Here is an 18,406-nt window from a genome sequence, read left to right as displayed (position 1 = left end):
GGTGGTTGTGTAATCTGTCTTAGCTTTTTCTTAAAATTTTAGTATATTCGGTTAAAATTTAATGCGCTAAATTCTCTTCAAAAGGCAGATTATACATATAAACCGAAATTATCCTCGATGAAAAAATTATTACTAATAATTCCATTTATTTTTATCTATTGTCAAACCTACTCCCAAACCTCTCCACGGGTTCAATTCATGCGCAATATTGGCTATACCAAAACCTTGATGAATGAGAACCTTGAAGCTTATACCGTATGGACCCAACAAAAAAGAAATGGGATTGAATTGGAACCAAATATGAACAATCCGAGCGTTGATAATCCATTTTATATTATTATTAAATCAGATGAGAATTCTGGTTGGATAAGAATTAGAAACAAAAATAATCCTGATGATATCGTCATAAACTTTGATGCAATTTTCAAAAAAGAAGATGAGGATGGGGAAGGCATTACCCATCTATTTATGATTAATGACCCCGACCTTGAATACGATGTTTTCTATAGTGAAGAATATTATACAAATGACACGCTTTTTATTAGCGTTCATGACAAAAGTGATAAAAACGGAATAACAGTTCAATACACAATTTCAGAATTATGATATTAAATTTATATAAACTAACCTATTGCTTTTTAGTTTTCTCCTCTCTCTCTGTTGCTGCACAGGAACTGAATTATTCTCACTTAGATGGTAATGCTCAAGGTTTCCAAAGCTATTTGTCTAATAATGACGATTATTTTTCAGGAGGAAGTGAAAATTATCCTTATTACCAAGGAAAAATAAATCACACTTACATTAAATTTCATAAATCAGCAATAGTTAACGTGGTTATAAATTTTCCCTCTCAAGAACAATACTTAGCCGTGGTCAAAAACATAAAAAGAAATGCTAATTTTAATTTTAAATATTGTACCGATTATAACCAGCCGATTACATATAATTACCAAACCAGTTCAGGAAACAAAATAAGATTCAATTTTGAAGAACCTAAAATATCAATTGAGTATCCTTCAAAAACATCATCTGTATTGAATAGAAATTTTGAATTTCTTCCTGTTTTTATTTGTTTAAGTGATGATGCGTATGCTTATCATACTAACTTAAGATGTGGGGGAATAGGAAATTGTACGGGCGATATTAGAAAAACAGATATTAAAGGAGCTAAAAATAATAAATACAAGATTTGCGAAATATGTAGGTCCGACACTGATTGAGTATTTCTTATTTGAAGGGATTAGACCATCAACTTCTTTACCTTTTGCACGGTGCCACTGCTTTTTAAAGTTAACTTCATTGCATTTCTTATCGATTGACCAGCTTTTAAATGTTTTACCACATCACGGTGCTTAGACAAAAATTGTTGAGGTGATTCCGTTGTTCCCTCGGTTCTTCCCAATTTGCCACCTTCTTTAACGAATTTCTTGCGACCGCTATTCATTCGTTTCATAGTGCTATCCAACTCCATTTGTGCGAAAGAGGCACCCATAGTTAGCATCATGTGAACCATTTGATTTACCTCTTTTTCCTTGGTTAGTGTGTGTAAATTATAATTATCTATAATGATGTTTACCTGATTTTCATTACACACCTCAACGAATTGAAGGACTTTTATAACTCGTCTCGCTATTCTACTAATTTCGGACACAATAATATTTTCAATGCCTTTATCTTTTACCAGATTTAGAATCTTAGTATTATCTGTGGAATTCTTAGTTCCTGATTCATAATAACTATAAACCTCAACAATCTCATAAAGATTAGAATATTTTTCTTGGAGTTCTTTAACCTGACGGGTAACGTCTTGCTTTTTTTCTGTGGTGCTGCATCTGGCAACGATTATTGCGGTTTCCATAGTTTCTCAATTATTGACACTGCTAAGATAAAATATATTAATGGTGTGTCAAAATAAATCTTTGATATTTTTTGATACGATGACTGTGCTTCAAAAATGGGAATTAATGATTTAATTTGATACACTTCCTTTTTTGATACACTTTTCCTATTATCTATCCATTTCGATGCGATCCTGCGGATCACATCGAGGTAATTATTTTAATTATATTTGATTCGCAAACCATTAACAAAAACCTCCCTGATGAGAAATACGGTCCTTCTTGTAATTGTAATCTGTTTTTTTTCAAGCTGCTCTAATTCTGATTCTGATAGTCCTGAATTTTTAAACTATAATTGGAAGGATAAGGAGAGGGTTTGGATAAAAAACGGAATGTATAACTCCTACAGCCATTTTGAGCCAGATACTGGAAAAATGGTTGGAGACTCTCTTATACCTATTGAAGTTTTGAATGATTCGTTGTTGGTAATCACCAGTATTGGACCAAAAGGGACATTTGATGAAGATTTTAAATTTATTCCTAATCGGGATACCGTATATTTTGACACATTAACCTATGAATTGCGGGAATTTAAAGGCACAAAACTGCTCCTTTACCCCGTAAACGGAAGATTCTATTCAGCCATATATGAATTGGAAGGAAATGCAGAAGTACCCACCCATATAACCAAGGACATTATCAAATTTGAAGTTGCAGGATTTTCTATAGGGGATACAATAGACAGAGATTTAATAGAAGTTAAAGATACTCGCAATTACGATGGAAGGGCTTTTGAAATTGTAACATTAAAAACTAACAGGGATGTCCAGGTGGATTTGATTGGGGGTAAATATATTTATAAAATTACCCAGCATGGGATAAGTGAATATGACTTGGATGAAGTCATTGAAGTTGTTTCGCATAAGATGGGATTTGAACCTGAACACAAACCTACCAGTCAGGCAGGTGATTACGAACAGGAGTATTATGATTGGGTCAAAGATGGTGTTAGAATCACCTTACAAAAGGTCCTTTATGTGGGTGATGATAGCATGAAAAAACTGGTTAAGGATAATGACTGGACACTCTATTATGAAGATAGGACAACCAGTAGTTTGTTGTGGATAGAGTTTGCTGATGGCCCACCCAAATCATCAATAATAAATTAAACCAAAAGATTTCCGTTCATTGTATGATAGGTAATTAATGTTCAAAATTTAAATTCTAAATTTCAATCACCTACTTTGGCCACATACCTGCATTTAAGGCTCTCAGAACCCTTGTAAACGCAGAAAACCCTACAAAGTACTGAATTTACATCGTAGGGTTGTGACCTGTCATAAGCAGCTTCTATGGTACACATAAAAGCGGGTTATTTACTCATTATTACCAGCTTCGTCATCCTTTCCTGGATATGAATTCAAACCTTCTGCTGTATTGAGAAGTGCTAATAAATTATTTTCATATAAGTACCACCACTCCCGCATTAATGATTCATTGGAGTAATCAGCGTCTTCTTGGTATTCAATTGAAATATAATTAATCAACATTTTTTTGGTCCAAGGATTCTGGTCAAGGTTGAAGTTTGTCATTTGGTCATTTATAAAATCTTTCATAGGTATCTATCTTTAAGCATGTAATCTATTACGTTTATTTTGTTTCTGATTGGTGCCACTTCCAATCGATATTCAGTGGCGGGTATGTATCTATTCAGTACAGCATTTATGGTCTTTTGAATATCCTTGGTTGGTAAGTCACTTACCATATGGACGTGATTAACCCCGTTTTCGGTCTGCTCAATTACCCACATGAACTTTCCTTCTGGAAATTGATACTGTACCTCAGCTATCAATCTATAATGGTATTCTTTATCATAAGCATCCTTTGTAATCCAGGTTATAAAGGTTTGCCAGTTCTGGTTATATACAGTGCTCGTTCTGGATTTATACTTTGGTAAGAAGAGGTGAACAATACTTCTTTCTATATACCATTTGTTATTTTCCTTATATAATTTTGAAGGAACGTTCTTGAACTTTTCCTTCAGTAGTTTTATTCTTGACCGCATGGTCCTCTTACAGATTCCCACCATATCTATAATTTGGGTGGTGCTATAGTACCTTGTTCTTTTTAAAGTACCATAATATCTTTCAATTTGTGATTCATAATCAAGTTTTACATTCATTGTTAATTCTTTAATACTTTTATTATTATACAACAGCAGGACAAGAGGAATAAGTCTCCTACCAGCTTGTTATGAATAAGTATCGTCTAAAAAGGAAAATTGTAAATCTTATGCATCATTTTTTTTATAAAAAAAAATAATATGCTGATGATGAGTATGTTATATAAAAAAATAAATGAAAAAAAATTGAGTAGGGATATTGAACAGTGTTAATATACCCAGATTTGAATTTGCACCCTCCGTATTTACAAATCGGATATTTTCTGGGCAAAAATTTGAAGAGATACTCGGGACCATGAAATGGGAACCCATGAAATACCTATTGTAAGAAAGGTTTCGGTACTAAATCACAATTTTCGTAACTATAAGATTGGAAGATTGAGTTGGGAAGAATCGAACAGGGGGCCAGGGGACATAGAGACTGCCTTAACCACCTGATGGTATGATCGTGTGCCCCGGCACACGATCATAATATTATTGTTGACGATGTTGTAAATAATCTGGTAATTTAGGGACCCATAAAAACTTTTTTCCTTCATTTAAGGCTGTTACAATATATGGTAAAGTCATAGTGTCATTTAATTTATGGGTATTGTTAAAACATTTTGGTGTGATATCGTAAGATAATCTGTATCCATTAGTCCAGCATTTTCGTTGACTATATATATTTCTTCTTGAAATTTCTGTACAGGTGTCTGAAGCTGATTTTCATTGTACCTAACGGCATCATTCCTTCCTTCCATCGGCAAATATCTATAAACTTTTTTTCGCAGTCTAAGGCCCTTAGTGTCCAAGAATAATCTTAATGAATTCGGGAGAACCACCTGCTCAATCGACAGAAATACGTTGGCTAAAACTGTATCCTTGTCTATTACATTTATTATAACTTTATCTATCAGGTTGAGAAAAATTGCTCGCAGTTCAGCACGGTCTTCCTTTGCATTTTTAAGCATAGCCGCAGTGGTACCTATGTCTTTCTGTTTCTTCAAGCTACTTTTAATTTTTCTCAGTTGGGTCCTATCCCTATTGAGTTTATCGGACAAACGGTTTTCTTCCAAAACCAATTCGGCATTTTCATTAGCGTATAGTTCGGCATCCATATCCACTTTTAAGGCAATTTTAAGCAATGTCTTTTGTTGATGGACACATTCCCCATATAATCTTTCGTTTGTGACTATGCGGTTCTTTAATTGCTCCATGTCATCTTCTAACCTTTTCTTAACCTCATCTTTTTTGTTTATGTATTTCAGTATCGAATCACTGGAAATTATTTCGTTATAAATGGCAGATTCAATTAAACTGATATTAATCCCAGTGTTACCGCAATTACCATTTTTCTTAAGACGGCTAGAGCAAATATAAACCTTGTCACCACCCACTTTAGGTTTGAACTTGGCAAAATAGTTCCGTCCACAACAACCGCAAATGATGCGGTCTTTCAATAAATAAACATATTCAGTTGTATGGTTTCGGTGGGTCTTACTTTTTCTAATGTCTGTACATTCATCAAATAATTCCTCTGGAATAATCGATGGTGCATCCAGGATTCTATCTTTGAATCGTCTCTTACCTTTGTAGATTGTATTTTTAAGGATATCATGAACTTGCTTGTCACTCCATTTTATATCTTCCGCCTTCTTCCTAATCTTGAAGTTTAATTCCTTACCTTTTAAGGCTTTGTTGGTCCTGGTAGGCACATTTTTATTGTTCAGAATTCCACTAATAACCTTGGTGCCGTTATCTTTACGGTACAGGTCAAAAATCATCTCAATGACCTCAGCTTCATCATCGCATATTGCCAACATCTTGTTTTTATCTTTTCTGTATCCATAGGGTAAATATTTACCGCCTCCTGCCTTACCTGCCTTGGCAGAACTCAAAAGTCCGCTTCGGCTTCTTTGTTTGAAGAGTTCGCCTTCACTGTGGGCAAATTCCACTAATACCTGAATAATCATGTTGACAACAGCATTCCTCTTACCATTGGGGAGTAGTGTGTTCTGCCCGATATTATGGATATACAAATCTACACCAGCATCATTCCAAGTTTCTATAATATCCCTAATTTTTCTCGGTTTTCTACCAATTCGGCTAATCTCCGTAACATAGACCCTCGTATAGTAATTTTTATCTTCTTTTATTTTTTGATTTAATCTATCCATTTCGGGCCGTTCCTTGTCAAACTTGTACCCAGACAAGGATTCCGCAAACACGTCAATGTCCTCGCCAGTATAACCGTCTTTGATTATTTTTTCCGTCAATTCCTCAACCTGTCTTGTATAATCTTGATTGTCACTTGTGGATACTCTGGCATAAATTGCTACTTTAGTCATAACCATGAATTTTCAGCAAATGTACACCACCTACTTTACAACTGCAACAGATGTAGCCCTTGTCGGGGGCGGAGCTTACCCACAGCCGGGAGAAATTTCTTTATCACATAACGGCGTATTATTTTTAGATGAACTTCCTGAATTTAAGCGTGGCGTTTTAGAGGTTATGCGTCAACCATTAGAAGATCGGGAAGTGACTATTTCCCGTGCTAAGTTTACGGTGACCTATCCTTCCAGCTTTATGTTGGTGGCGAGTATGAACCCGAGCCCCAGTGGTTATTTCAACGATCCCGATGCGCCGGCAACTTCTTCTCCGGCAGAAATGCAGCGCTATCTAAGTAAGATCAGCGGACCGCTCTTGGATAGGATAGATATTCATATTGAGGTTACTCCCGTTCCTTTTGAAAAACTTAGCGAAGAACGCCGTGGGGAGAGCAGCGTAGATATTAGAAAAAGAGTAACCCTTGCACGCCATTTGCAAACCGAACGTTTTAAAGAATCTGAATCTGTTCATTATAATGCGCAAATGAGTGTTCGTCAAATAAGGAAATTTTGTGCGCTAGATGAAGCTTCAAAAGCATTGCTTAAAACTGCGATGGAGCGTTTAAACCTATCGGCCCGAGCTTACGATCGTATTCTTAAAGTTTCCCGAACTATTGCCGATTTGGAAAATTCAGAAAATATTAAAGGAAACCATATTAGTGAAGCCATTCAATATAGAAGTCTGGACCGTGATGGCTGGCTCGGATAAATTATCCTTTTTTTAAGAGAATTTTGATATTTTTGATAGGAGTATAGTTTTATCTATGTCAACTTTTAAAATTATATTTACTCACTTGAGAAACTATAGAAATTTTGAATATATTTTTTCTCATTGCCTCGCACATTTGTCCGGGGGCAACTTATTTGTTAAGACCAAACTACTATGAAAAAAGGTTTATTGCTGCTTATTGCCGTTTCAGTTATAGCGTGTAAAGGAGAACCGGAAGCTAAAGAAGTTTCCGAAATGGAGAGTGATACTATCGAAGAAGAAAGTACTTTGGCCGGAGATTTATTGGGGGAAAACCGTGTGGAATTTACTAAAGAGGAAGCCAATAGGTTGGCCGAACTTCCGTTGAATTGTATTAATACCGAATATCCCAATAAACTTAATCAAACCCTGGAGAATAAAGAGGCGTTAGGTGAGCCGTCTGAATTACACCCTGCATTTTACGGCTGTTTTGATTGGCATTCTTCGGTGCACGCGCATTGGTCTTTGGTGAGTTTGCTAAAGCAGTTTCCTGATTTGGCGAAAGCTGAAGCTATTAAGGAGAAATTAAAGGAATCTCTTTCTGCTGAAAATATTCAGGGCGAAGTGGCTTATTTTAACCGGGAACAAAGCGATTCTTTTGAGCGTACCTATGGTTGGGCCTGGTTACTGAAACTCGCTGAAGAAATAGAAACCTGGAACGATCCCATGGCTACTGAATTAAAACAAAACTTAGATCCGCTTACCAATCTTATTGTTGATAAATACCTAAAATTTCTTCCAAAATTGAATTATCCAATTAGAGTTGGTGAACACGCCAATACCGCTTTTGGTTTGAGTTTCGCATACGATTATGCGGTTGCAACAGAAAACACCGAGTTAAAGGAATTAATCTCAAAACGAGCAAAAGATTTTTATTTAAAAGATGATAATTGCCCGATAACCTGGGAACCGGGTGGTTTCGACTTCTTGTCTCCTTGTTTGGAAGAAGTTAATATTATGCGCCGTGTTTTGCCGAAAAATGCTTTTGAAATGTGGCTTGAAGATTTTCTTCCACAGCTAAAATCTGAAGATTATGAGATGGAAGTTGGAGAAGTTTCTGATAGAACCGATGGAAAACTGGTACATCTTGACGGACTTAACTTTAGCCGTGCCTGGGTTTTCTACGGACTTATAAATCAATATCCCGATAAATTCTCTCATCTACAGGGAATTGCCGATAGGCACGTAGCTTATTCTTTTCCTAATTTAGTTGGGGATAGTTATGAAGGCGGCCATTGGCTGGGAAGCTTCGCCATTTATGCCTTGCAGGAATCTAAAGACCTGTAGTGCGCAATTTCCTGAATAACCTTGGACCGGGAATACTTGTTTCGGCGGCTTTTATTGGGCCGGGAACGGTTACGGTTTGTACGTTGGCCGGGGTTGAATTTGGCTATAGCCTGCTTTGGGCCTTGTTGCTTTCTATATTTTCCTGTATAATTTTGCAGGAAATGGCTGCAAGGCTGGGTGTGGTCTCGCAAAAGGGTTTAAGCGACGTTATTCGGGAAGAAATTAAAAGACCTGTTTTCAGGATTTTAGCGATCATTCTTATTTTTTCAGCCATTGTTGTCGGGAACGCTGCTTACGAAGCGGGTAACATTACCGGAGCAGTTTTAGGGGCTGAAGCTATTTTTGGGGTTAAGAACCTGCAAATTGGCGATTTTACGCTTAATCTGTGGAGTATTTTTATTGGTGGCCTGGCTTTTATTCTTTTGTATAGTGGAAGTTATAAGACCCTCGAAAAGATATTTATAGGTCTGGTTTTACTAATGAGCATTAGTTTTGTGCTTACCGCAATCCTTACCAAACCTAATATTTTAGAAATTTTAAACGGACTAATCCCAACCGGTAATGCTGCTGGTTTACTTACCGTAACGGCTATTGTTGGTACCACCGTGGTGCCTTATAATTTTTTTTTACACGCGTCCCTGGTAAGTGAGAAGTGGAAGGAAGCTTCTTATTTGCCTATTGCCAGAAAAGAGCTGGTGGTTTCTATATTTTTGGGTGGGGCGGTTTCTATGGCGATTCTTATAAGCGCGGCTTCTTCGGGCTTAACAAATGTAAATTCAGCTGCAGATATGGCGGTGAGTCTGGAGCCGCTTTTCGGGAAATTTGCCACCTGGTTTATGTCTCTGGGCCTATTGGCAGCGGGTATAACTTCTTCAATAACAGCACCTTTGGCCGCAGCTTATGTGGTAAAAGGTTGTTTTGGCTGGAATGTAGGAATGAAATCAGCAAAATTTAAAATAGTCTGGACGGTTGTTCTTATTTTGGGTGTTTTCTTCTCTTCCCTGCAGATCAATCCAATTGAAATTATACGCTTCGCCCAAATTGCTAACGGAATATTATTGCCCGTCATCGCGATTTTCTTATTTTGGGTAGTTAATAAAGCTTCGGTTTTAGGCGCACATCGCAATTCTAAACTGCAAAACCTGTTGGGAATAGTGGTGATAGCCATCTCCCTGTTTCTGGGCGTTAAATCAATCCTAAGTGTGGTTCATGGTTATTAATCATCATCTAAAGCGAGTAACGATATTCCTTAACGCCTAAGGGTTTTCTTTAAAATTTTATACTTGGATTTTGTGATTTTTGGCCTACCGAAAATTTATCGTATGAATTTGAAGTGAAAGCACCGTAAAATTTTAGGCTGTTTGAGCAAAATTGCTTTATTGATTATCAAAGGTTTAGTTGCGAGTTCCTAAAATTTAGGTGCAGAACGATAAATTTAGATAAAGTTTCGTAAGCCTAGATTTTTTTGGTTCGTTTTTTCATCGATGGAAAAAATGAACAGAATAAATAATTATTTAAATAATATGAAAGAAATCCATATAAACTGTGATTTAGGCGAAGGAGGTGATTTTGATGCTGACTTGATGCCGCACATCTCTGCCTGTAATATTGCTTGTGGTGGCCACGCAGGCAACCTGGAAACGATGCAGAAAACCATTAAACTGGCCATGGAGCATGGGGTTGAGATAGGAGCGCATCCTTCATATCCGGATAAGGAGAATTTCGGGAGAAAACCTATGGATATTTCTGCGCAAGAGTTGCAGCGTTCTATTGTTGCTCAAATTTTAAGTTTAAAACAATTGGCTGAAGCAGAAGGGGTGAAAATCACTCACGTAAAACCTCATGGAGCACTTTATAATGAAGCCGCAAAAGATGAAAAAACAGCTAAGATCATCATTGATTCTTTGCTTGAATTCGACCAAAATTTAGCGCTTTTTTGTCCGCCAAAATCGGTAATTTCTAAACTTGCTAAGGGTGATATTCCAATCGTTTTTGAAGCTTTTGCAGACCGAAATTATGAGCCTAATTTAAGCCTGGTTTCACGTTCAAAACCTAACGCATTAATCACCCATAAAAAGGCTGTTTTTGAGCATCTGTTTTTAATGTTTTCTGAAGGAAAAATCAACTGTGAAAATACCGAAAAAGTTTCCTGTAAAGCTGATACTTTTTGCCTGCATAGCGATACTCCAAATTCAGTAGAAATCATTACTTTTTTAAAGCAGAAATTTGCTGAACACAATATTAAAATCAAGAATACAAAATGAGCGATTTTCCTAAAATAAAACCGATGGGAGAGCGGGGGATTCTTATAGAATTTGAGCCGGAGATTAGCGAGAGACTACTCGAGAAACTGCTCTTTTATAAAAATAAACTGGAAGAATTATATACTGAAGTAAATGTTGAGATAATCAATACATATAACTCGTTATTAATTAGTTATATGTTTAGTATAGAAAACCTCTATGATGAGGTTTCGGCGGTTAAAGAGCTGTTAAGTGAGGCTAAGATAGGAAAAATAAATAACCGGCAAATTTTTCGTCTACCGGTTTGTTACGATGAAGAATTTGGCTGGGACCTTGAACTTATTGCTGAGGAAAAAAACCTTTCGAAAGAAGAAATTATTAAGCTTCATACCAGGCCGTTTTACACGGTATATTTCACCGGTTTTTTACCAGGATTTTTATACCTGGGAGGGCTCGATGAAAAGCTTCAGATTTCCCGAAAAAACCAGCCCCGAATGAAGATAGAAAAAGGAGCCGTTGGTATAGGTGAAAATCAGACCGGAATTTATCCAAAATCGAGCCCCGGCGGATGGCAAATTTTAGGCAACTGCCCGGTGCAGTTATTCAATAAAAATAACGATCCACCTTGTGAAATTTCAGCAGGAGATAAAGTGAAATTCTATTCGGTTTCCAAAGCGGAACTTAAAGAAATTTCTGCACAGGTTTCAGAAGGAAATTTTCAACTAAAAAAAGAAAATTATGAAGGCTGAAGTTGAAATTTTATATCCGGGATTATTTTCCACTATTCAGGATTTTGGACGTCGCGGATTTCAAAAATATGGAGTTCCTTTAAGTGGAGTGATGGATAGAATCGCTTTAAAAACCGCCAACCTGATTTTACAAAATCAGGCCGATGCTGCGGTAATGGAAATTACCCAAATGGGACCAAAACTTAAATTTTCGGCAGCCACAAAAATTGCTATTAGCGGAGCTTACCTTTCTCCAAAACTAAACGATACTGAAATTGATAATAATGAAGTAGTGAAAATTCATGAAGGTGATATTTTATCTTTTGGAAGGCCAGAATATGGAATGCGTTCTTATTTAGCAATCCTGGACGGTTTTAAAACCGAAAAAGTCCTGGGAAGCCGAAGTTGGTACGAAGATATTACCAGTCACGAAAAGCTCGAGAAAGGAATGAAACTGCAATATGAAGCTTCTGAGGAAGAAAAATATGTGACTCACGCTGCGATAAAGTTTGATGATGAATATTTGAAATCTGAAGAAATAGAAGTTTTTCCCGGCCCTGAATTCGAAAAACTTCCCGAAACTTTAAAAAGTCATTTACGACAGAGCAAATTCAGCGTAGATAAAAATAACAATAGAATGGCGATCCAGCTTAGTGAGGTTTTAGAAAATCAACTGGGACCAATTATAACCGGCCCGGTCCTTCCGGGTACTGTGCAATTAACTCCCGGCGGGAAATTAATCGTCTTAATGCGTGATTGCCAGACCACCGGTGGTTATCCAAGAGTTTTGCAGCTAAGTGAAAAAGGAATTAATATTATGGCGCAGAAAAAGGCTGGGGATATGGTTAGATTTTTGTTGAAATCGTGATCATTCCTTAGAACGTCATTCTTAACTTGTTTCAGAATCTTTTAATGCCAAAATTAAAGCCTTTAGAAGTCAGTTTAGAGGAGTGAAAAATATAGAATTCTTACTGTATAGATTAACGACAATTTTTACCTATTCCACAACAATTGGGCTTGATCCTTAAATTCCGCCAGAGGCCTTTTAAAATATAGGCTCACTAAAATAAAAAAGTGCCGTCTAGGTTTACGAGAAATCTGATTACCCTACCAATCAGGTTTCTCACCACTGACGACACTTTTTTGCCCCAAAACATTTTAGCTAACTAAAATGACAATATCAAAAGTAGAAGATTAGTAGACTTGCTACAAGGGGAAAAATCCCCTTTTGATGAGATCTCATTTTTAAAAAGACGAAGGCGAATTAAAAAATACTAATCGAATTATACCGACATCAGTAGGGATTTCCTGGTACGCTAAGCTGTTTCTAAGCTTCAGAACATTTTAGATCCGGTGTTAAATTCTTTTCTGAAATCTAAATTGTTAAATGATAAAATGGTTCTTCGAATAAAATTTAGAGAAAGCTGTCCAATTAGATGAAAATGAGATTTGAAATGTATTTAGGTAGAAAGATCTCGATATAAAATCGGGATTAGTTCGCCCTAATATTTTAAATTCGGCCAATGGCCTTTTTAAAACACAGGTTCACTAAAATAAAAAAGTGCCGTCTAGGTTTACGAAAAATCTGATTACCCTACCAATCAGACTTCACACCACTGACGACACTTTTTTGCCCCAAAACATTTTAGCTAACTAAAATGACAATATCAAAAGTAGAAGATTAGTAGACTTGCTACAAGGGGAAAAACCCCCTTTTGATGAGATCGGATTTTTTAAAAGCTGAAGGCGTATTCAAAATGCTGATCGAATTATCCCGACTTCAGTCGGTATCTTGTTATCGTCTTCGCGAACGAGGAACGAGTGCGGCGATCTTTTGTTTAGAGTTCCCGTCATTTCGTGTTGCGACTGACATCCGAGAACTCATCCAGAACAGATTGCCACATCGGCTAACGCCGCCTCGCAATGACGAAACAAAAAATATTCTTGTATTCGTGGGAACTTGTAATCTAGTTCAACCGAGAAAGAACCAATAAATGATAACCAAAAACAGAAAACTCACAACTGAGAACCGAGAACCGGAAACATTTGCCAAACAAAAAAATTCTCCTAAATTTACCTTAACAAAAAATTAAGTTTTTAACCAACCAACTAAAACAAATGAAAAAACCAAAAAAGTGCATTAGCGTAGAAGAGGCGCGTAAAGAACAAGATGAATGGGTAAGAACCAGGGGAAAAGATATTAGGGAAGCCGAGGGTTATGAAGATACCCGCGAATTCTGGTACAGCGTGGACGAATTGCAGGAATACCTGGATTATGTAAAGGAGAAATCTAAGGAGCAGGGAGTAGAAAAACCGGGAATTAGGTTTTATTTAGGAGCTTATCCTAAAACCAATGAGAAAAAAAGCTATACTACCATGTTTCTCTCTCCAACCAAAGAAGCTAAGGGTGATACGGAAAATGCAGAGGAAGACTCTGACCCTAATAATTATGAAATTGAGCCATATAATACAATTGGCTCGGGCTGGCCTCCAATGGAATATTAATGCAAGATTTTAGATTCCTGGTATTTTTACTTGAGGGTATTGCGGCCATATGCGGCTTATATTTTTACCAGAAAAACCCAGCCGATAAAGCGGTTGGGTTTTTTTCGTATTTTCTATTGCTAACATTCTTTGTTGAAAGTATAGGATTATTTCCGGCTGCAATCTACTGGAATGAAGAATTACATTTTCTAAAGCAAACTTTTTTGTACAGAACTTATTGGTTATATAATCCTTATTTGATTATCAGTTTTGTGATTTATATTCTATACTTTACCTGGAATATTTCAAATAAAAAAATAAGGCGGATTATCAATCATTGCTTGATTTTATATGTTATAATCTGTATTGCCAATTTAATATTTTCAGATGTATTTTTTAAGAGTAATTCAGTGGTTACTTATTTATTGGGAAGTTTTTTTCTTTTAGGGGTAATTTTCTACTATTATTTTGAAATTCTGCTGAGTCCTAAAATTTTGAATGTAAAAAGGGAAATCAGTTTTTATATTTCCTTTGCGGCGCTTCTATATTTTCTAACTACTAGCCCTATTTTCATTTATTTTGAATATTTTAATGATAAAAGTCCGGAATTTGTGGAGTTCAGCAGTTTGATTATGATTGCAATGAATATTTTTATGTATAGTTCCTATAGTATTGCCTTTTTATTGCTGGCCAACAAGAAAAAAACTTCTACTAAGAATTTAAAAAATGCTTTCTAAAGAAGAACTCTTACTTATCATCTACTTTGTGGTAGTGATCCTGCTGCTAACGGCTTTTGTGATCGTTTTTTTTATAGTGTACCAAAGACGCAAAAATAAAATGTTACTGGAACAATTTGAAGCCGAAAAGCGTTTTGAGCGCGAAATTTCCCAATCGCGTTTAGAAATGCAGGAACAAACCCTAAAAAACGTGGGCTGGGAGTTGCACGATAATATTGGTCAGTTACTTTCCGTGGCTAACATGCAGCTAAATATCTTTTCAAAAAACCTGCCTGAGGCCGAGAAAACTTCAGTTTTGGAAATTAAAGAAACCGTGGCCAGTTCGCTTCAGGAAGTGCGCTCGCTTTCAAAATCTTTAAACAACCAGGTTATTGGTTATGCCGGTTTGGTGGTTTCCGTAGAAAATGAACTGGCAAGGTTTCAGCGAATGGGGGTTATTGAAGCCCAACTGGAAATTACCGGCGAAAAACAGGAAATTCCGCAACAACACAGCATTATTTTATTCAGGATCCTTCAGGAGTTCTTTTCTAACGTGATAAAGCACGCGAAGGCTTCAGCGTTAATTGTTCGCATTGAGTTTACTTCCGAAGAAATCATTATTACCGCTAAAGATAACGGGCAGGGATTTGATTTGGAAGAAGTACAGAAGAATTCAGGATTATTTAATATGGAAAGCAGGGCAGCCTTAATACAAACAAAGTTTAAGCTGGAAAGTGCTATGGGCAAAGGAACTTTTTTATCTTTACGCTATTCTTTAATGGGGCAACAAGATGAATAATACCGTAGCAATTGTAGACGATCACACTTTATTTGCGCAATCTTTAAAAAACCTAGTAAATTCTTTTGAAAATTATGAGGTTTACGGAATTTACAAAAACGGACGGGAACTGGTAGATAAATTTAAAGCCAATCAGCCAAAACCCGATTTGGTCTTGCTGGATATTAGAATGCCTATTATGGACGGGCCCGAAACTATGGCCTGGCTTAAGGAAAACCATTCCAATCAAAAAGTGCTGGCACTTACTATGGAAGACGATGAGGAAACCATCACTTTTATGGTGAAACTCGGTTGCCGCGGCTATTTACTGAAAGATATAGATCCCGACGAGTTTAAGTTTGCTTTAGATGAAGTGATAAAAGAAGGTTTTTTCTATACCGATGCGGTTTCTGAAGCCATTAAAAACCGGAATAAAGAGAATAAATTCACCCATCTAACCAAACGCGAAATAGAATTTCTTGGCCACGCCTGTACTGAAATGACGTACAAAGAGGTAGCCAACGAGATGAACCTAAGTCCAAAAACCATAGACGGATACCGCGAGAGTTTGTTTCAAAAACTAAACGTAAGAAGCCGAACCGGCCTTGTACTTTTTGCCATTAAACATAGAATTTTGTTGTTGTAAGTTTACGTATAAATTGTAACGTCATGCTGACTTGTTTCAGAATCTAAGATGAAAAGGAGTTAAGCTGTACTTAGACCCTGAAACAAGTTCAGGGTGACGTCAAACTTCAGGGTGACGTTTAAGACAGATAAGACACAATTCAGTAAAAACTATTCCTGAATTCGTGGCAAACCGGTTTCCTATTTTCAAACCAAGATTTTCTACAGTATCTTCGCGAAAATAAATACTGACTTCCGTGAACGAAACGCCAAAAATAGAACTCCGTAATTTAAAGCTTAAAGATTATCAGGAACTCAAGGTTTCTATGATTAAGAGTTACAATAAAATGCCCGATGAGTATTGGAGCAAAGATGAGATCAGAACCCTGGTGAATAAGTTTCCCGAAGGTCAGTTTTGTATTATAATCGACAACAAAATTGCGGGTTGCGCACTTTCCATAATTATAGATTCCAAGAAATTTGACGAAGATCATACCTACCAGGAAATTACCGGGGGGGAGAATTTCTCTACGCATAACAATAACGGCGATATTTTATACGGAATAGATGTTTTTATTCATCCCGATTACCGCGGAATGCGCCTTGGAAGACGTTTATACGAAGCCCGAAAGGAAGTTTGCGAGCAGCTTAATTTAAAATCGATCGTTTTTGGTGGCCGTATTCCTAATTACGCGACTTATTCTAAAGAACTCACTCCAAAGAAATATATAGAGAAAGTAAAACTGCAGGAAATTCACGATCCTGTGTTGTCTTTTCAGCTTTCCAACGATTTTCACGTAAAGAAAGTAATTAAAGGATATTTGCCCGGCGATGCCGAAAGTAAGGAGTATGCAGTATTGATGGAGTGGAATAATATCTACTACACCAAAACCACTAAACTTATAGATACGCCAAAAACGGTGGTTCGGCTTGGGCTGGTGCAATGGCAAATGCGACTTTTTAAGGATTATGATGCGCTGGTTTCACAGATTGAATTTTTTGTGGATGCGGTTAGTGATTATCAGAGTGATTTTATTCTTTTCCCGGAATTGTTTAACGCGCCGCTTATGGCTCAATTTAATGAATTGACTGAACCTGAAGCCATCCGCGGACTTTCGACCTATACCGAACGTTTGCTGGAAACCTTTCAGGATTTCGCGGTTAATTACAATATAAATATCATTACCGGTAGTATGCCTATGGTAATTGGCGAACATATGTACAATGTGGGCTTTTTATGCAGAAGGGACGGAAGTTATGAGCGCTATGAAAAATTGCATATCACTCCGGCTGAAGAAGCCGCCTGGGGTATGAAAGGTGGTAGCAAACTCCAAACTTTTGATACCGATTGCGGAAAAATTGGCGTACTTATTTGCTATGATGTAGAATTCCCTGAAGTCGGTAGGATTCTCGCCGAAGAAGGAATGAACATTCTTTTTGTTCCGTTTATGACCGATACTCAAAACGGATATTCCCGGGTAAAAATATGCGCCCAGGCAAGAGCGGTAGAAAACGAATGTTATGTTGCCATTGCTGGATCTGTAGGGAATTTGCCAAAGGTAAATAATATGGATATTCAATATGCCCAAAGCGCAGTGTTAACGCCATCTGACTTCGCCTTCCCCGTAAACGGAATTAAAGCCGAAGCCACCCCAAACACCGAAAGTACACTACTAGTAGATGTAGATTTAGATCTTCTAAAAGAACTACACGCTTTTGGTAGTGTACGGAATATGAAAGATAGAAGGAAGGATTTGTATTCATTAAAGAAGAAAAAGTAGGTTCAGTTTTCGGTTGTCAGTAGGCAGTTTGCAGTTTTAGTTTTTTACTCGTTATTGCGAGCGAGGAACGAGCGCGACGATCTTTCGATTGAAGTTTCCACGTCACTTCGATTTCCGATGTGAGGAGGAAGTATTGAGAAGTGCAATTTCTAAGGTTCTCGATACAACGTTATTTTCGCTTTCAGCTCAAATAACGAAATCGAACTGACACTCAAATTTTGCATGGCAATATTAGTGGATTCGTGGCGAAACAACAATCCCCATCAACAAACATCAAACTTCCAACAACAGACAACTCATAACCCACAACCTAGACTCCACAAAGAATCATTACCAAATTCTCATAAATTTCCTTCAAAACATTAAAATCTTAAAATTTTAGTCATAAAATTAAGAATCCTTTAAACACCTTAATTTTATTGATTTTTGAACTTTTTTCAATGAAATTTTCCCTTGCAAAATAGCCTTTTCAGCTATCGTAATTAATAGGAGGTTAAGTATTTGTTATTCAGTTGTTTGAGCCTGTTGTTTTTCTTCCGAAAGTAGTGCTTTTTCCTGCTTATATACTGTCTTGACAACTTATCAGCTTACTTTTAATTTTTAAATCACACGAAGAAGAAATAAG

The 18,406-nt window shown here is 36.8% G+C and carries 17 protein-coding genes; 13 read left to right on the top strand and 4 right to left on the bottom strand.

Annotated features, from left to right (window positions below):
- Positions 1-117: 117 nt before the first annotated feature.
- Positions 118-606, top strand: coding sequence for a hypothetical protein (locus LB465_RS07090; RefSeq protein ID WP_224468661.1), 489 nt, complete (start codon positions 118-120; stop codon positions 604-606).
- Positions 603-1,220, top strand: coding sequence for a hypothetical protein (locus tag LB465_RS07085; protein ID WP_224468658.1), 618 nt, complete (start codon positions 603-605; stop codon positions 1,218-1,220). The genes LB465_RS07090 and LB465_RS07085 overlap by 4 nt, the downstream gene beginning before the upstream one ends.
- Positions 1,221-1,240: 20 nt before the next feature.
- Here LB465_RS07085 and LB465_RS07080 read toward each other — a convergent pair whose 3' ends face one another.
- Positions 1,241-1,858, bottom strand: a complete 618-nt coding sequence (locus tag LB465_RS07080) for a recombinase family protein (protein ID WP_224468656.1) — start codon at positions 1,856-1,858, stop codon at positions 1,241-1,243.
- A 243-nt stretch (positions 1,859-2,101) separates the two neighbouring features.
- Between LB465_RS07080 and LB465_RS07075 the strand changes: the two genes are divergently transcribed.
- Complete coding sequence (locus tag LB465_RS07075; RefSeq protein WP_224468654.1) at positions 2,102-3,007, top strand: hypothetical protein; 906 nt, start codon at positions 2,102-2,104, stop codon at positions 3,005-3,007.
- 207 nt (positions 3,008-3,214) lie between these two features.
- On the opposite strand, the gene LB465_RS07070 is transcribed toward LB465_RS07075, so the two are convergent.
- The 3 genes from LB465_RS07070 to LB465_RS07060 form a co-directional block, all read right to left on the bottom strand.
- The gene (locus LB465_RS07070; RefSeq protein WP_224468652.1) at positions 3,215-3,454 is read right to left on the bottom strand and encodes a hypothetical protein; all 240 of its coding nucleotides are present in this window, start codon (positions 3,452-3,454) and stop codon (positions 3,215-3,217) included.
- Positions 3,451-4,020, bottom strand: coding sequence for a hypothetical protein (locus LB465_RS07065; RefSeq protein WP_224468650.1), 570 nt, complete (start codon positions 4,018-4,020; stop codon positions 3,451-3,453). Before LB465_RS07065 ends, LB465_RS07070 begins: the two co-directional genes overlap by 4 nt.
- A 578-nt stretch (positions 4,021-4,598) precedes the next feature.
- Positions 4,599-6,350: a recombinase family protein gene (locus LB465_RS07060; RefSeq protein ID WP_224468648.1), complete on the bottom strand. Its 1,752-nt coding sequence runs from the start codon at positions 6,348-6,350 to the stop codon at positions 4,599-4,601.
- Between LB465_RS07060 and LB465_RS07055 the strand changes: the two genes are divergently transcribed.
- The 10 genes from LB465_RS07055 (at position 6,334) to LB465_RS07010 (ending at position 17,781) form a co-directional block, all read left to right on the top strand.
- Positions 6,334-7,101 carry a YifB family Mg chelatase-like AAA ATPase gene (locus LB465_RS07055; RefSeq protein WP_317198426.1) on the top strand — a complete coding sequence of 256 codons (768 nt, stop codon included), beginning with the start codon at positions 6,334-6,336 and terminating at the stop codon, positions 7,099-7,101. The two genes, LB465_RS07060 and LB465_RS07055, sit on opposite strands and share 17 nt — an antisense overlap.
- 174 nt (positions 7,102-7,275) lie before the next feature.
- On the top strand, positions 7,276-8,427 hold the full coding sequence (locus tag LB465_RS07050) for a DUF2891 domain-containing protein (RefSeq protein ID WP_224468646.1): 1,152 nt from the start codon (positions 7,276-7,278) through the stop codon (positions 8,425-8,427).
- Positions 8,427-9,647, top strand: coding sequence for an Nramp family divalent metal transporter (locus tag LB465_RS07045; protein ID WP_224468644.1), 1,221 nt, complete (start codon positions 8,427-8,429; stop codon positions 9,645-9,647). Before LB465_RS07050 ends, LB465_RS07045 begins: the two co-directional genes overlap by 1 nt.
- A gap of 273 nt (positions 9,648-9,920) precedes the next feature.
- The gene (pxpA, locus tag LB465_RS07040) at positions 9,921-10,691 is read left to right on the top strand and encodes a 5-oxoprolinase subunit PxpA (protein WP_224468642.1); all 771 of its coding nucleotides are present in this window, start codon (positions 9,921-9,923) and stop codon (positions 10,689-10,691) included.
- Positions 10,688-11,419 (top strand): 5-oxoprolinase subunit PxpB, encoded by a 732-nt coding sequence (gene pxpB / locus LB465_RS07035; RefSeq protein ID WP_224468640.1) that lies wholly within the window; start codon positions 10,688-10,690, stop codon positions 11,417-11,419. Before pxpA ends, pxpB begins: the two co-directional genes overlap by 4 nt.
- Complete coding sequence (locus LB465_RS07030; protein WP_224468638.1) at positions 11,409-12,266, top strand: 5-oxoprolinase subunit C family protein; 858 nt, start codon at positions 11,409-11,411, stop codon at positions 12,264-12,266. Before pxpB ends, LB465_RS07030 begins: the two co-directional genes overlap by 11 nt.
- A gap of 1,250 nt (positions 12,267-13,516) precedes the next feature.
- Positions 13,517-13,903, top strand: coding sequence for a hypothetical protein (locus tag LB465_RS07025; protein ID WP_224468635.1), 387 nt, complete (start codon positions 13,517-13,519; stop codon positions 13,901-13,903).
- A gap of 705 nt (positions 13,904-14,608) precedes the next feature.
- Complete coding sequence (locus LB465_RS07020; protein ID WP_224468633.1) at positions 14,609-15,397, top strand: sensor histidine kinase; 789 nt, start codon at positions 14,609-14,611, stop codon at positions 15,395-15,397.
- Positions 15,390-16,022: a response regulator transcription factor gene (locus LB465_RS07015; RefSeq protein WP_224468631.1), complete on the top strand. Its 633-nt coding sequence runs from the start codon at positions 15,390-15,392 to the stop codon at positions 16,020-16,022. The genes LB465_RS07020 and LB465_RS07015 overlap by 8 nt, the downstream gene beginning before the upstream one ends.
- Positions 16,023-16,245: 223 nt before the next feature.
- The gene (locus LB465_RS07010) at positions 16,246-17,781 is read left to right on the top strand and encodes a bifunctional GNAT family N-acetyltransferase/carbon-nitrogen hydrolase family protein (RefSeq protein WP_394370923.1); all 1,536 of its coding nucleotides are present in this window, start codon (positions 16,246-16,248) and stop codon (positions 17,779-17,781) included.
- Positions 17,782-18,406 lie beyond the last annotated feature (625 nt).

This window comes from Salegentibacter lacus (genome assembly GCF_020164555.1).
Taxonomy (GTDB): Bacteria; Bacteroidota; Bacteroidia; order Flavobacteriales; family Flavobacteriaceae; genus Salegentibacter; species Salegentibacter lacus.
This window is presented reverse-complemented; position numbering and strand designations above follow the sequence as displayed.